The organism is Saccharothrix espanaensis DSM 44229 (genome assembly GCF_000328705.1).
Lineage (GTDB): Bacteria > Actinomycetota > Actinomycetes > Mycobacteriales > Pseudonocardiaceae > Actinosynnema > Actinosynnema espanaense.
The window spans coordinates 8,232,920-8,246,084 of the sequence record NC_019673.1; the positions used below are offsets into that span (position 1 = coordinate 8,232,920).

At 71.9% G+C, this 13,165-nt stretch carries 16 protein-coding genes; 8 read left to right on the top strand and 8 right to left on the bottom strand.

What is annotated here, in order from left to right:
* Positions 1–180: 180 nt before the first annotated feature.
* On the top strand, positions 181–1,008 hold the full coding sequence (locus tag BN6_RS35975) for a MerR family transcriptional regulator (RefSeq protein ID WP_015104782.1): 828 nt from the start codon (positions 181–183) through the stop codon (positions 1,006–1,008).
* A gap of 107 nt (positions 1,009–1,115) precedes the next feature.
* Here BN6_RS35975 and BN6_RS47140 read toward each other — a convergent pair whose 3' ends face one another.
* The 4 genes from BN6_RS47140 to BN6_RS35990 all read right to left on the bottom strand — a co-directional run bounded on the left by BN6_RS47140 (position 1,116) and on the right by BN6_RS35990 (position 2,861).
* Positions 1,116–1,253 (bottom strand): hypothetical protein, encoded by a 138-nt coding sequence (locus BN6_RS47140; protein ID WP_015104783.1) that lies wholly within the window; start codon positions 1,251–1,253, stop codon positions 1,116–1,118.
* Between the two features lie 117 nt (positions 1,254–1,370).
* Complete coding sequence (locus tag BN6_RS35980) at positions 1,371–1,553, bottom strand: DUF397 domain-containing protein (RefSeq protein WP_041315303.1); 183 nt, start codon at positions 1,551–1,553, stop codon at positions 1,371–1,373.
* A gap of 240 nt (positions 1,554–1,793) precedes the next feature.
* Positions 1,794–1,976, bottom strand: a complete 183-nt coding sequence (locus BN6_RS35985) for a DUF397 domain-containing protein (RefSeq protein ID WP_041315306.1) — start codon at positions 1,974–1,976, stop codon at positions 1,794–1,796.
* 21 nt (positions 1,977–1,997) lie between these two features.
* A complete protein-coding gene (locus BN6_RS35990) occupies positions 1,998–2,861 on the bottom strand; it encodes a helix-turn-helix domain-containing protein (RefSeq protein WP_231904836.1) in 864 nt (287 codons plus the stop codon).
* Positions 2,862–2,987: 126 nt separating this feature from the next.
* On the opposite strand from BN6_RS35990, the gene BN6_RS35995 reads away from it, so the two are divergent.
* Positions 2,988–3,272, top strand: a complete 285-nt coding sequence (locus BN6_RS35995) for a hypothetical protein (protein ID WP_015104787.1) — start codon at positions 2,988–2,990, stop codon at positions 3,270–3,272.
* On the opposite strand, the gene recD2 is transcribed toward BN6_RS35995, so the two are convergent.
* Entirely contained in the window at positions 3,263–5,434 is a 2,172-nt protein-coding gene (gene recD2, locus BN6_RS36000) for an SF1B family DNA helicase RecD2 (protein WP_015104788.1), read from the bottom strand. The genes BN6_RS35995 and recD2 overlap by 10 nt on opposite strands.
* Positions 5,435–5,551: 117 nt before the next feature.
* Between recD2 and BN6_RS36005 the strand changes: the two genes are divergently transcribed.
* From BN6_RS36005 to BN6_RS36015, 3 genes are all read left to right on the top strand, one after another.
* A complete protein-coding gene (locus tag BN6_RS36005; protein WP_041315312.1) occupies positions 5,552–6,217 on the top strand; it encodes a response regulator transcription factor in 666 nt (221 codons plus the stop codon).
* Positions 6,214–7,260 (top strand): HAMP domain-containing sensor histidine kinase, encoded by a 1,047-nt coding sequence (locus tag BN6_RS36010; protein ID WP_015104790.1) that lies wholly within the window; start codon positions 6,214–6,216, stop codon positions 7,258–7,260. The genes BN6_RS36005 and BN6_RS36010 overlap by 4 nt, the downstream gene beginning before the upstream one ends.
* A 202-nt stretch (positions 7,261–7,462) precedes the next feature.
* On the top strand, positions 7,463–8,797 hold the full coding sequence (locus BN6_RS36015) for a DUF4153 domain-containing protein (RefSeq protein WP_015104791.1): 1,335 nt from the start codon (positions 7,463–7,465) through the stop codon (positions 8,795–8,797).
* On the opposite strand, the gene BN6_RS36020 is transcribed toward BN6_RS36015, so the two are convergent.
* The gene (locus BN6_RS36020; protein WP_231904837.1) at positions 8,706–9,608 is read right to left on the bottom strand and encodes an alpha/beta fold hydrolase; all 903 of its coding nucleotides are present in this window, start codon (positions 9,606–9,608) and stop codon (positions 8,706–8,708) included. The two genes, BN6_RS36015 and BN6_RS36020, sit on opposite strands and share 92 nt — an antisense overlap.
* Before the next feature lie 269 nt (positions 9,609–9,877).
* Here BN6_RS36020 and BN6_RS36025 point away from each other — a divergent pair, with 269 nt between their 5' ends.
* A complete protein-coding gene (locus BN6_RS36025) occupies positions 9,878–10,495 on the top strand; it encodes a TetR/AcrR family transcriptional regulator (protein ID WP_015104794.1) in 618 nt (205 codons plus the stop codon).
* Positions 10,496–10,509: 14 nt separating this feature from the next.
* Here BN6_RS36025 and BN6_RS36030 read toward each other — a convergent pair whose 3' ends face one another.
* Positions 10,510–11,178: an NPCBM/NEW2 domain-containing protein gene (locus BN6_RS36030; RefSeq protein ID WP_041315315.1), complete on the bottom strand. Its 669-nt coding sequence runs from the start codon at positions 11,176–11,178 to the stop codon at positions 10,510–10,512.
* A gap of 182 nt (positions 11,179–11,360) precedes the next feature.
* Between BN6_RS36030 and BN6_RS36035 the strand changes: the two genes are divergently transcribed.
* Complete coding sequence (locus tag BN6_RS36035) at positions 11,361–12,494, top strand: mechanosensitive ion channel family protein (RefSeq protein WP_015104796.1); 1,134 nt, start codon at positions 11,361–11,363, stop codon at positions 12,492–12,494.
* A gap of 12 nt (positions 12,495–12,506) precedes the next feature.
* On the opposite strand, the gene BN6_RS36040 is transcribed toward BN6_RS36035, so the two are convergent.
* Positions 12,507–12,701, bottom strand: coding sequence for a hypothetical protein (locus BN6_RS36040; RefSeq protein ID WP_148303151.1), 195 nt, complete (start codon positions 12,699–12,701; stop codon positions 12,507–12,509).
* Positions 12,702–12,711: 10 nt separating this feature from the next.
* On the opposite strand from BN6_RS36040, the gene BN6_RS36045 reads away from it, so the two are divergent.
* Positions 12,712–12,993 carry a hypothetical protein gene (locus tag BN6_RS36045; protein WP_041315321.1) on the top strand — a complete coding sequence of 94 codons (282 nt, stop codon included), beginning with the start codon at positions 12,712–12,714 and terminating at the stop codon, positions 12,991–12,993.
* Positions 12,994–13,165 lie beyond the last annotated feature (172 nt).

A 13,165-nucleotide genomic window follows, 5' to 3' on the forward strand; every position in this document is an offset into this window, starting at 1 on the left:
GCACGTGACGGCACGTCGAGCGGACATCGGACCCCCCCGGGCGCGGCCCCGCCTGCGGGGCGGACTTCGCTACCCCGAACAGCGTGCGCGACTACGGTCGTCCGGGGCACCCCCGCCACGCATTCGGGTGACGAGGGCCCGCTTGACCCTGCCCCTGGGGCACGTTCCAAGGTCATCCCCGTGGAGGAGGTGCGGATGGACCGGCTGCTCGGCATCGGCGAGTTCTCCCGCCGGACCCGGCTCTCGCTCAAGGCGCTGCGGCTCTACGAGCGCCAGGGCCTGGTCGTGCCGGCCGAGGTCGACCCGTTCAACGGCTACCGCCGCTACCGGGAGGACCAGATCGCGCACGCGCGCCTGGTGCGACTGCTGCGCCGGATCGACATGCCGCTGACCGTGGTGGACCGGATCGTCACGGCCCCGGCCGGCGAGCGCGCGGCGCTGCTGGGCGAATACTGGGACGAGGTCGAGCAGCGGTTCGCCGTGCAGCGGCACCTGGCCGCGTACCTCCACGTGGTGATGTCCGGAGGAGAGGGGTTGTCGGAGATGTTCAAGGTGGAGCAGCGGGACGTGCCCGAGCACGTCGTGCTGACCGAGCAGCGGCACGTGCTGCAACCCGCGCTGACCGACTGGATCCGCGAGGCCATGGACCGGGTGATGGCGGCGACCGCCGCGTTCGGCGGCATGTCGGCGCCCGGCCTGGTGATCTACCACGGCGAGGTGACCGAGGACAGCGACGGGCCGGTGGAGATCGCCCTGCCGATCGCCGTCGACGCGCCGCCGGCCGGCGTGGCGGCGCGGGTCGAGCCGGCGCACCGCGAGGCGTACGTGCGGCTCAAGAAGCGCGAGGTGCAGTACCCGCAGATCCTGGGCGCGTACGACGCCGTGTTCGCATGGGTGGAGTCGAACGGCCTGACCGCGGCCGGCGCGCCGCGTGAGGTGTACTTCGCGGACTGGTCGACGATCGGGCCCGAGGACGACGCCTGCGACATCGCGTTCCCGATCAAGTAGGCGGGTCCGCAGCCGACTGGCGTGCTTCCGGGCCCGGAGGCACGCCAGTCGAGCCCAGCGGGGCGCTGGCCGAGCCCAGCGGCGCGCTGATCGAGCCCAGCGGGGTGCTAGTCGAGCCAGCCGAGGGTGTCCACGATGAACGGGATCGGGTTGCCGGCGGCGACCTGGCCCAGCAGGACCCCCTCCCGCAGGGCGTTCTCGACGGTCAGCGGCCGGACGCGGGTCTGCGTGACACCGGCCTCCACCCCGACGCCGCCGGCACCGGCGATGACCGTCGTGGAGTGGGTGCCGTCCCCCCAGTCTGCCGAGAGGACGGACCAGCCAGGACGATCCGGCAGCTTCCGGCCGGCGAGCCGCCCGACTCAGCGCAGCCCGGCGAGGAAGCTGCGGAACGCCCGAGCCGGCACCCTGACCAGCCCACCAGCCCGATTCTTGGTATCCCGCAACGCGAAGAACCCCGGAACCACCGCCACCTCGACGCAGGTCCCGTTGTCCTCGGTGTGGGTGGACGTCTTGAACTGGGCGGCCGAGAAGTCCGGGATCATAGCGGGGACCACCTTCCCGGCTCAGGCGTACTCCCGAGCCGTGCGCTGGACGAACCTCCTCGATTGTCCCACTCCGAGGGAGTTCGCCGTCAGGTTCACCCAGCACCTGACGTAGTCGGCCAGCTTGAGGCGTAGTCGGCCCGTTGCTCCATCCGCACGGCTGCCCGGTGCCCCGACCACCTGCCGCGCGGACTGCGGTTCGCCGAACGGCCGCTCCCGATCGTGAGTCGGGCTCAGCGTTCAGCGCAGCCCGGCGAGGAAGCTGTAGAACGCCCGAGCCGGCACCCTCACCAACCCACCGGACCGGTTCTTGGTGTCCCGCACCGCGAAGAACCCCGGAACCACCGCCACCTCGACACACGTCCCGTTGCCGTCGGTTCGGCTGGGCGTCTTGAAGGTGGCCCCTGAGAAGTCCGGTGTCATGGCGGGGACCACCTCTCCAGATCAGGCGAAGTCCTGGGCGATCCCCAGGATGAACCTCCTCGATTGTTCCACTCCCAGGGCGTCTGCGGTGAGACTGCCCCACAGGTCCGCGTAGTCGTTGACCTCCTGCTTGCCGTCGAGGTAGTCGGCGTCGTGCAGGTTCTCCACGTAGACCATCTCCAGGTCGGCGGCGGACTCGGCCGGCGCGGGGATGCGCAACATGGTGAAGCTGAAGGGCGTTCCCCCGCTCACCCGACCCTCGAACGGCAGGACGTGGATCCGCACGTTCCTCCGCCGGCTCAGCTCTTCGAGGTGCAGCGCCTGCTCGTGCATGATCGCGTTGCCGCCGAAGACCCGGCGCAGGCAGCTCTCGCTGATCACGAACACGGCGGTCACCGGCACCCGGCGGAACAGGACCTCCTGCCGTTCCAGACGGGTGGCCACGATGTCCTCGACGCTCGCCGCATCGATCCTGAAGTGCCTCTCCAGGGCCGACCGCATGTAGCGCTCGGTCTGCAACAGGCCCGGGACCATCTCCATGCCGTAGTGGCGGATCCGGTTCGAGTCGACCTCGAAGTCGTAGTAGGGCCGTTGCTCCATCGGCACGGTCGCCCGATGCCCCAGCCACCGGCCGCGCTGGCTGCGGGTCCGGGCGAGTTCTACGATCTCGGCCTTCTGCTCCTCGGTGTGCACGGCGTAGCGGTCCAGCAGCATCTTCGCGTCGCCGGGCGTCAACCCCTCCTTGCCGCGCTCCATCTTCGTGACGCGGGTGGTGTCGCGCCCGAGCAGTTTCGCGACCTCCTTCGGCTCGACACCGGCCTTGAGACGGGCTTCGCGCATGTAGATCGACAAGAACTTCAGCCGCACCGTGGGGGTCAAGGGCATCCGCGTCATCCGATCAGGTCAATTGCTTTACAGCAGTTGCAAACTAGAGCTGCCTAGGTCCACGCTAGCAAGCAATCGAGCGCATTCCGCCCGCGTAGTTCCGCTACCACCCGAAGGGGGACGACCATGTCCACGATCACCCGCGATGCCGGTCATGATCAGTGCCATCCGCCGCGCGAGTGGCTGGTGCGCTGCTCCGACGACGCCCACCGGCCGGCTGTCTGCTCGATCGCCGTCACCAACGGCACCGTGGAGGTCTGGCTGGACGAGCGCACCATGATCAGCCTCGACGGCTCCGAGGTCGCCCTGTTCCAGACCGCCTTCGCCGACGCGGCCGAACTCGCCACCACCGACCGCGCCACCACCGACTGCGAGGCCACCGACCGCGAGGCCAGGACCACTCAGCCCTGACTCAGCCGGTAGTCCAACGCGGTGTGCCGCCGCCCCGCCCCCACCGTGCGCACGGCCTGCCCGATCGCCTTCCGCGACCCCACCAGCACGACCAGCTTCTTCGCCCGCGTCACCGCCGTGTACAGCAGGTTCCGCTGCAACATCATCCACGCGCTGGTCGTGATTGGAATGACCACGCACGGGTACTCACTGCCCTGTGAGCGATGAATCGTCATGGCGTAAGCGTGGGTCAGTTCGTCCAGTTCGCCGAACTCATAGTCCACGTCCTCGTCCTCGTCCGTCTTCACGGTCAACTTCTGCTCCACCACGTCGATGGACGTGACCACGCCCAACGTCCCGTTGAAGACGCCGTTCACACCCTTGTCGTAGTTGTTCCGGATCTGCGTGACCTTGTCCCCGACCCGGAACACCCGCCCGCCGAAGCGCCGTTCCGGCAGGTCCTTCACCGCCGGGGTCAACGCCTCCTGCAACACCACGTTCAACGCGCCCGCGCCGGCCAGCCCCCGGTGCATCGGCGCGAGCACCTGGATGTCCTTGCGCGGGTCCAGGCCGAACTTGCGCGGGATCCGTCGCGCCACCACGTCGACCGTCAGCGCGGCGGCGTCCTCCGCCTCCTCCGCCGGGAACAGGAAGAAGTCAGCCAGGCCCTGCACGAGCGGGTAGTCGCCGGAGTTGATCCGGTGGGCGTTGGTCACCACGCCGGACTGCTGCGCCTGCCGGAAGATGTGCGTCAGCCGCACGTTCGGCACGGGGCTGTCGGCCGCCAGCACGTCCCGCAGCACCTCCCCCGCCCCCACCGACGGCAGCTGGTCGACGTCACCCACCAGCAGCAGGTGCGCTCCGGGCGGCACGGCCTTGACCAACTTGTTGGCCAGCAACAGGTCCAGCATCGACGCTTCGTCCACCACGACCAGGTCCGCGTCCAACGGGCGGTCGCGGTCGAACGCCGCGTCGCCGCCGGGCCTGAGCTCCAGCAGCCGGTGCACGGTCCGCGCCTCGTGGCCGGTCAGCTCCGCCAACCGCTTGGCCGCCCGGCCGGTCGGCGCGGCGAGCACGACCTTGGCCCGCTTGGCCATCGCCAGCTTCACGATCGACCGGACCGTGAAGCTCTTGCCGCAGCCTGGCCCGCCGGTCAGCACGGCGACCTTCCTGGTCAGCGCCAACCGCACGGCGTCGCGCTGCTTGTCCTCCAGCGACGCGCCCAGCCACCCGAACGCCCGGTCCCAGTCGACGCCCTCGAACGCGGGCAGCCGCTCCTCGCCGGTCCGCAACAGCCGCAGGAGCTGCCCCGCCAGTGAGATCTCCGCGCGGTGGAACGGGATCAGGTAGACGGCGGGCTCGCCGTCGGGCATCACCTCCCGCACCACCCCCTCCTCCGCGACCAGCTCCGCCAGGCAGTCGATGACCAGCCCGGCGTCGACCTGGAGGATCTTGATGGCCTCGCCGATGAGCTGGTTCTCCGGCAGGAAGCAGTCGCCGCCGCCGGTCGCCTCGGACAGGGTGAACTGCAGGCCGGCCTTGATCCGCTGCGGGCTGTCGTGCGGGATGCCGACCGCCTTGGCGATGGTGTCGGCGGTCCGGAAGCCGATGCCCCACACGTCGGTCGCCAGCCGGTACGGCTCGGTGCGCACGACGTCGATCGACTTGTCGGCGTACTGCTTGAAGATCCGCACCGCCAGCGACGTCGAGACGCCGACGCCCTGGAGGAAGACCATGACCTCCTTGATGGCCTTCTGCTCCTCCCACGCGGCGGCGATCAGCTTCGTCCGCTTGGGCCCGAGCTTGGGCACCTCGACCAGCCGCTGCGGGGTCTGCTCGATGACGTCGAGCGCGTCCACGCCGAAGTGCGTGACGATCCGGTCGGCGAGCACCGGGCCGATGCCCTTGATCAGGCCCGACCCCAGGTAGCGGCGGATGCCCTGGATGGTCGCGGGCAGCACGGTCGTGTAGTCGTCCACGTGGAACTGCTTGCCGTACTGCGGGTGCGACCCCCACCGGCCGCGCATCCGGATCGACTCGCCGGGCTGCGCGCCTAGCAGCGCGCCGACCACGGTGACCAGGTCCGCACCCCGCCCGGTGTCGACGCGGGCGACCGTGTAGCCGGTCTCCTCGTTGGCGAACGTGATCCGCTCCAGCACCGCTTCCAGGACCGCCTCCGCCACCACGACACCCTAAGCCGTCGGCCGGCCGCGCTGCGTGCGGGAGCGCGGAGGTTGTCTCCACAGGACGTTCACAACTCTCCCCGTTCGTCTCCACCGGTCGGCCATAGAGTCGTCGGCATGACTCGTCGGGTTCTGGTGGTCGAGGACGACCTCACCATCGCTTCGTCCGTGGCCGCGCGGTTGCGGGCCGAGGGGTTCGACGTCGACCTGGCGCACGACGGGCCGTCGGCCGTGGCCAAGGCAGGCAACGCCGACCTGGTCGTGCTGGACGTGATGCTGCCGGGCTTCGACGGGCTGGAGGTGTGCCGCCGGATCCAGGCCGAACGGCCGGTGCCGGTGCTGATGCTGACCGCGCGGGGCGACGAGACCGACCTGCTGGTGGGGCTGGCGGTCGGCGCGGACGACTACCTGACCAAGCCGTTCTCCATCCGCGAGCTGGCCGCCCGGGTGCACGCGCTGCTGCGCCGGGTGGAGCGCTCGGCCGCGCCGCCCACCCGGATCTCGGTGGCCGACGTGGAGATCGACCTGGCCGAGCGGCGGGTGCTGCGCGCGGGCGAGGAGGCCCACCTCACGCCGACCGAGTTCGAGCTGCTGGTGCACCTGGCCGAGCGGCCGCGCGCGGTGCAGTCCCGGGAACGGCTGCTCAGCGCGGTCTGGGGGTGGCCGGACGGCACCGGCACGCGGACCGTGGACAGCCACATCAAGGCGTTGCGGCGCAAGCTCGGCACGGACCTGATCCGGACCGTGCACGGCGTCGGCTACGCCCTGGAGGTGCCCCGGTGACCGCGCGGTCGGCGTTCACGGCGGTGCTGGAGTTCCTGCCGCGACCGCTCGACCCGGTCCGCTCGATCAAGCTCAAGCTCGGCATCCTGCTGGTCGCGTCGGGCGCGACGGGCCTGTCCTACTTCTGGTGGCAGATGAAGTGGCTGCCGGTCGGGACGACGATCGGCGCGCTGACCGCCGCGCTGTTCACCTCGCAGGTGCTGGCGCACGGCATGACCAGGCCGTTGCGCGAGATGACGACCGCCGCCCGCGCGATGCGGCGCGGCGACTACAGCCGGCGGGTGCGGGCCACCGCGCGGGACGAGGTGGGCGAGCTGGCCGGGGCGTTCAACCAGATGGCGGCCGACTTGGCCGCCGCCGACCGGCAGCGCCGGGAGCTGATCGCCAACGTGTCGCACGAGTTGCGCACGCCGATCACCGCGTTGCAGAACGTGCTGGAGAACGTGGTCGACGGGGTGGCCCAGCCGGACGGGACGACCATGCGCACCGCGCTCGCGCAGACCGAGCGCCTCGGGCGGCTGGTGACCGAACTGCTGGACCTGTCCCGGATCGACGCCGGGGCGCACCGGCTGGAACTGGCCGAGTTCCCGGTCGGGCCGCTGCTGGACGAGGTGGTGGCGGAGGCCTCGGTGACCGATCGAGGGGTTCGGTTCACCGTGGACGTCCAGCCGCCCACCGCGACCATCACGGCCGACCGCGCCCGGCTGCACCAGGTGGTGGTCAACCTGCTGGACAACGCCGCGCGGCACGGCCCGGCGGGCGGCGAGGTGCGGCTGGCCGCACGGGTCGGCACGAACCTGGTGCTGGAGGTGTCCGACGACGGTCCGGGCATCGCGCCGGAGGACCGCGAGCGGGTGTTCGAGCGGTTCACCCGGGGCGAGCGGGCGGGTGGCGGCGGCACCGGGCTGGGGTTGAACATCGCCCGCTGGGTGGTCGACCTGCACGGCGGCACGATCGCCGTGGTCGACGGCGGTCCGGGCTGCCGCATCCGGGCCACCGTGCCCGTCACGCCACGCGTGCCCGCCACACCGGACCCCGGCTAGCACCACCTCCCTGCCCTGCCTCACTTCGCCGCCCTGTCGCACCTCCCTGCCCCGCTTCCCACCCGGCCGCACCTCCCTGCCCCGCTTCCCACCCGGCCGCACCTCCTTGCCCGGCGCTGGTTCGCCGCCCGGCACCACATCCCTGACAGCCGGTCGCCCCAGAGGCGGCGCGGCTCGCTGACGCACGCCCTGGAGGGCTCCGATGTCTCCCCAACGTGTCCTGCTGACCGGTGCCGTCGCGGGGGCCGCGGCCGCCGTGCTGGTGCCGCTGGACCGGCCCGGCCTCGGCTGGCCACTGCTCGCGCTGGTGGTGTTCTGCCTGGTGAAACGGGTTCGGCCGGGGTGGGCCACGCTCTCGTTGCTGCTGTTCGGCACCGGCGCGGTGAACGCCTCGACCGAGTTGTTCCCGGTGTGCGTGCTGGCCGGGTGCGCCGCGGGGTCGCTCGCGGTGGTGGGCGGGCGCACCGCGCGCGGGCTGGCGTTCGGCTCGGCGGCGGCCGTCGTCGGGGCGGGGCGCGCGATGCCGTGGCTGGCCGCCGAGCTGCGGCACAGCGGGGTGCGCCGGCTGTCGCGGCCGGTGCTGCTGACCGGTCTGGTGCTGGTGGTGTTCGTGCCGCTGCTCGCCGGGGCGGACGCGGCGTTCGCCGAGCTGATCGGCTCGATGGCGCCGGACGACTCGTTCGGACCGTCGCTGTTCCTGTTCGCGCTGGTCGGGCTGGGCACGGTGGGGTGCCTGTTCCAGCTGCACCACCCGTCGGCCGGTCTGGACGGCGCACCGACCCTGCGGCGGACGCTGGCCCGTCGGGACTGGGCGTTCCCGGTGGGCACGCTGGTGCTGGTGTTCGCGGTGTTCGTCGGGGTGCAGATCAGGGTGTTGTTCGGCGGCGACGACTACGTGCAGCGGACCGCGAACCTCACCTACGCCGAGTACGCGCGGCAGGGGTTCTGGCAGTTGCTCTTGGTCACCTTGCTGGCGCTGGGGATCGTCGCGGCGATCGCGCGGCTGGCCCCGGTGGAGACCGGTGCCGACCGGAACGCGCTGCGGGCGCTGCTCGGGGCGTTGAGCGTGTTGACGCTGGTCATCGTGGCGTCGGCGCTCGCCCGGATGTGGTCCTACCAGCAGGCGTACGGGTTCACCGTGCTGCGGATCGTGGTCGCGGCGTGCGAGCTGTGGCTCGGCGTGGTGTTCCTGCTGGTGATCGCGGCCGGGGTGAAGCTGGACGGCCGGTGGCTGACGCGGGCCGTGGTCGGCTCCGGGTTCGCCGCGCTGGTCGTGCTGGGGCTGGTCGACCCGGACCGGCTCACCGCCGAGGGCAACGTGGCGCGGTGGCGGGAGACGGGCCGGATCGACGTCGCCTACCTCGCCCGGCTGTCCGACGACGCCGTGCCCGCCATCGCCTCCCTGCCCGCCGACGTGCGGCGGTGCGTGCTCCAGGCCCGCACGATCAGGCCCGACGACTGGCGGTCGTGGAACCTGGCTCGGAGCCAGGCGCGGGAGGCGGTGTCGGCGTTGCCGCCGCAGGGCTGTGCCCGGTGACGTGGTCGGCGACCAGCAGCGCGATGGCGCGAGCGTGGGTGACCGGGGCCCAGTGGCCGGCGTCGAGCACGCGGCGGCGCAGGTCCGGGGCCCAGCGGTGCACGTCCCGCAGGACGCCGGCCGTCACGTAGTTGTCCTTGAGCAGGTGGACGAGCTGCACCGGGATGTCGGTCTTGCGGACGCGCGGAGAGCGCATCCGTGGGATGAAGTTGGCCCGGTACAGGGACATTCCGTGCACGCCGTCGTCCACAATGGAGCCTGACACGTGAGCCTGCGCGCCTTCGAGGCGGCGCAGGATCGCGCCCCAGCGCGGGCCGATCAGCCTGCGCCACCCGAACGGCGCGAGGAACGGCAGGTGGAACGCCACGACGTACCAGGAGTGCAGCAGCTGCCGCAGGTGCGCGAGGGTCGGCCGGCCGCGCATCCAGTGGCCGACGTGGTCCAGGCACGGCCCGGAGATCGAGGTGTAGGAGGCGATCCGCGCGCCCGGCGTGGTCACCGCCTCCCACGCCTGGATCGAACCCCAGTCGTGCGCCACGACGTGCACGGGCTCGCCGGGGCTGACCGCCTCGGCAACCGCGAACAGGTCACGGGCCAGCGCGGGCAGCCGGTAGGCGGCGAGTTCGCGCGGCTTGTCCGACGCGCCGGCCCCGCGCACGTCGTAGGTGACGACGTGGAACTCCTCGGCCAGCACGTCCACGACCCCGTCCCACACCCGGTGCGTGTCCGGGTAGCCGTGCACCAGCACGATGGTCGGTGCGGACCGGTCTCCCCGCTCGTACACGGACAGCCGCACGCCATCGGATTCCACGAACACGATTCCTCCGCTACAGGTCGAGCACGAGCCGATCACCGGCCGAGCCGCTGAACGCGGTGACCCCGCGCAGGGAGATTCATCAGTGCGCCGCCGGCGACCACGCCAGGCAGGCCACCGCCTGGCGTGGTCGAGCCCTCCCGCTTCGGGTGGTAGCGGGGGTGGCAGTAGCGCAGCACGAGGGTGTGGCGTTCCATCACGACCTCCGCCAATTACTACGCCAGCGTAGCTTTGTGAAAGCTACGCCACCGTAGCAACATGGTGGGGTGAGCACAACGCGCCGCAAGTACGCCCCGCGGCTGCCTCCCGGGCAGCGCCGCGACCAGCTGCTGGACGGCGCGCTGGCCCTGATCGCCGGGGGCGGGTTCGACGCGCTGACCATGGAGGCGGTGGCCCGTCGCTCGGGCGTCACCAAACCGGTCGTCTACGAGCTGTTCGCCAACCGCGCCGAGGTGATCGCCGCCCTGCTCACCCGGGAAGCCGAACGCGCCACCGACCAGGTGCTGGAAGCCGTCCCGCCGGGCCTTGACGACCGCTCCCCGGAAGACCTCTACACCGACGCCGTGCGCGCGTTCGTCAACGCGGTCGTGGCGACCCCGGACCGCTGGCGGCTGGTCCTGCTCCCGCCGGAGGGCACGCCCGTCGAGTTCCGCCGGCAGGTCGAACTGGTCCGCACCCAGATCACCGAACAGGTCAACGCCTTGGCCGACCTGGGCCTCAAAGCCCTGGGCAGCCACGAGATCGACGCCGAGCTGCTCGGCCACACCATGCTCGCCCTGGCCGAGATGGCGGGCCGGCTCGCGATCACCGACCCCGAGCGCTTCACCGCCGACCGGCTGGTCGCGTTCGTCGGCAAGATGGCCCACTGCCTGCCCGACGGCTGACCCGCACCCGGCGGCTACCCCAGGGAAAGCCCGATCCACGCCGCGCCGGCCTGGTGGTCGTTGAAGCAGCCGGCACCGACGAACCGCGCCTCCAACCGCACCCGCAGCGCGTTCGTCACGTCCACCTCGACGTCCCGCACCTGGCCGAGCCCGACCTGGGTGGTCGCCGAGGAGACCGGCTGCCCGTCCACCAGCACCCGGAACTCGGCGCTGGAACCGCTCTTCGAGCCGTCCGACAGCCCCACCTTCATCTGCAACCGCTGGTACTTGCGGTCCAGGTGGTACTCGCGGAACGCCTGCTCGCCACGCTTGCCGCACGCGCCCAGCCACGCCGTCACGGCGCGCGGGTACTCCTTGGTGTCCACCTTCTGCAACGAGACCGTGAAGTAGCCGTACTCCTCGACGGTGTTCAGGTCCAGCAGCGACGCCCCACCGTTCGCCGCCCTGGTGGGCGCGGCGGGATCGGACGAGCCGCTCGGCGGTGCCGTCGCCGTCGAGACCACGGTCTGCACGACGGTGACCGTCTGCGCGGCGGCCACACCTTCCTTGCGCCCGGCGAAGTACGCGCCCACGCCCGTCGCCGTCGCGGTGATCAGGGCCGCCAGCACCGCCGCGAGCAGCGCGCCGCGCCGCGTGATGTGCGCGGCCTGGATGGCGGGGTCGACCGGCGGTGGCGGTGTCACGGATCGACTCTGCCGGCCGCGGCACGATCGTCGGTGCCGGATCCGCGCGATGACACCGTTCGGCCGCGCGCGACTCACCCTGCCGGCCGAACCCGCGCGGACGTGACAAATGTCCTGCCGGCGAATGGGCGTTCCGCCCGGTGGGTACGGCAGGTGGACGTGTCTACGAAGAGGAGGGGTCTGTGCTCGTCGCTGTGCTCACGTTCGCCGGGTCGGTGCTGGTCGCGTTGGTGGCCGTGGCGCTCGTGCACCGGGTGGTGCGGCGGATCGGTCGCCGGTCCGCCCTGTTCGCCGGGCTGGCCCGGCACGCGCACAAACCCGCCCTGCTGGTGGCCGTGCTGGTGGCGGTGCAGTTCTCGCTCGGGGTCGTGGCGCGCGGCGAGTGGCGGCCGGCGGTGGTGCACGGCGTCGGGATAGCGCTCATCCTGGCCGGCGCGTGGCTGCTCGGGGCGCTGCTGGTGGTCGCCGAGGACGCCACGCTGGCGCGGATCCGGGTCGACGTCTCCGACAACCGGCACGCGCGGCGGGTGCACACCCAGATCACGTTGGTGCGGCGGGTCACCGTCGTGGTGGTCGGGTTGCTGGCCGCCTCGGCGGTGCTCATGACGTTCCCGGCGGCGCGGGCGGCCGGCACGAGCTTGCTGGCGTCGGCCGGTGTGATCGGTGCCATCGCGGCGCTGGCGGCGCAGTCGTTGCTGGGCAACGTGTTCGCCGGGGTGCAGATCGCGTTCTCCGACGCGTTGCGGCTCGACGACGTCGTGGTGGTCGAGGAGCAGTGGGGGCGGGTCGAGGACATCACGCTGACCTACGTCGTGGTGCACCTGTGGGACGACCGGCGGCTGATCCTGCCCACCGCGTACTTCCTCAAGACCCCGTTCGAGAACTGGACGCGGACCCAGTCGGCGCTGCTCGGGACGGTGGAGCTGGACGTCGACTGGAACGTGCCGGTGGAGGACCTGCGGCAGGAGCTGCGGCACGCGGTGGAGACCGTGGACCTGTGGGACGGCCGGGTGTGCGTGGTCCAGGTGACCGGCGCGGTCGGCTCGTTCGTGCGGGTCCGCGCGCTGGTCAGCGCCACCGACGCGGGCCGGCTGTGGGACCTGCGGTGCGTCGTGCGGGAGCACCTGGTGGCGTGGCTGCGGACCCGTCACCCGGAGGCGCTGCCGCAGGTGCGGGTCCGCGACCTGCCGCCGCAGCGGGCCACCCGGGACAGCCCGGCGTCCGGGTCGGACAACCGGGTGTTCGGCGAGAGCGCCGACGGCGAGGAGCGGGTGCACGCGTTCAGCGGTCCGGAGGCAACCAACCGGGGCAGTTGATCCGTCCAGGTGTCAGAACACCTCGGGAGGGGTACGGATGAAGCGACCAGTGCTGGGTCTGCTGTGCTTGCTGGTCGCCGGCTGCGCGTCGCCGGTCATCGACCACGGTCCGGCCTCGACACCCCCGTCGTCGACACCACCGTCCTCGACCGCCACCGCGACGGCCTCGACCAGTACCGCGACCCCGACCACCCCGCCGCCGCCCACGGAGGTGCCAGTGCCCGCCAAACTGAGCCCGCACGGCAAGGACGTGCTGGCCAAGGCCCAGCGCGACGGCGTGACGAACGTGGTCCTGGTGATCTCCACGGAAGCCGGCGCGACCGAACGGACAGCCACCACCCTGCGCGAACTGGGCGCGACCGTCGAGGCGACGGACACGTCGATCGGCTACCTCCGGGTATCGGTGCCGGTGGGCGACGTGGGCCGGGTGACCGCAGTGGAGAGCGTGCGACAGGTCGACGTGGACGAACCCATCAGCCGCCCGGACCCGACGCCTTGACGATGGCGCGCACCGGCGTGGCGCGCGCTCGCCGCCTGCGAGGTGTCGGTCCAGCCTGGCCGTGACGTCGTCGGTCGGGACGTGCCGGCAGCCCGAAGCCCAGGCCCGGCACCGGACCGATCCGCAGCGTGTCGGGGCGGGGATCGCCCCCCGGACGGCGTGCCGCAGATCG

Bases quoted from the DNA above. Each gene is read 5' to 3' on its own strand.
- BN6_RS35980 (WP_041315303.1), bottom strand. From the start codon at position 1,553: ATGATCCCGGACTTCTCGGCCGCCCAGTTCAAGACGTCCACCCACACC.
- BN6_RS35985 (WP_041315306.1), bottom strand. From the start codon at position 1,976: ATGACACCGGACTTCTCAGGGGCCACCTTCAAGACGCCCAGCCGAACC.
- BN6_RS35990 (WP_231904836.1), bottom strand. From the start codon at position 2,861: ATGCCCTTGACCCCCACGGTGCGGCTGAAGTTCTTGTCGATCTACATG.
- BN6_RS35995 (WP_015104787.1), top strand. From the start codon at position 2,988: ATGTCCACGATCACCCGCGATGCCGGTCATGATCAGTGCCATCCGCCG.
- BN6_RS36005 (WP_041315312.1), top strand. From the start codon at position 5,552: ATGACTCGTCGGGTTCTGGTGGTCGAGGACGACCTCACCATCGCTTCG.
- BN6_RS36015 (WP_015104791.1), top strand. From the start codon at position 7,463: ATGTCTCCCCAACGTGTCCTGCTGACCGGTGCCGTCGCGGGGGCCGCG.